The 411-nt window shown below is 68.9% G+C and carries 1 protein-coding gene; it reads left to right on the plus strand.

Annotated features, from left to right (window positions below; genetic code table 11):
- Nucleotides 1–296 (plus strand): MurR/RpiR family transcriptional regulator (locus LPA54_RS40460; RefSeq protein WP_368857917.1); only part of this gene is annotated, 296 nt, incomplete at its 5' end.
- Nucleotides 297–411 lie beyond the last annotated feature (115 nt).

Genomic DNA, 411 nt, shown 5'->3' on the forward strand with positions numbered 1-411 from the left:
TCTCCATGCCGCGGCACGCCCAGGAGACACTGACGGCGGTCCGGGTGGCGCGCAGCGCCGGGCTGAAGGTCGCGCTGATCACCGATCTGGCGCTGGGGCCGCTCGCGGACGAGGCGGACGTCACCTTCGCCACCGGCACCGGATCCCGCCTGGACTTCGACTCGTACGCGGCGCCCGGCGTGATGTGCGCGGCGCTGCTGCAGGCCATGACGGACGCCGACCCGGAGCGCACGCAGGCCCGGCTCGAGGACTACGAGCAGGTCGCCGACGAGCACCAGTTCTTCCTCCGGGACTGAGCCCCCCACTTCGGTCACCGCCCCGGTTCGCGGCCCTCGCGGCGCGCGTCGCGCACTTTGAATAAGGCATGAATGTTTTCATGCGTCTTGCCAAGCAGACGGCATATATAAATAC

Origin of the sequence: Streptomyces sp. DH12 (assembly GCF_020873895.1) — a bacterium.
Classification (GTDB): Bacteria; Actinomycetota; Actinomycetes; order Streptomycetales; family Streptomycetaceae; genus Streptomyces.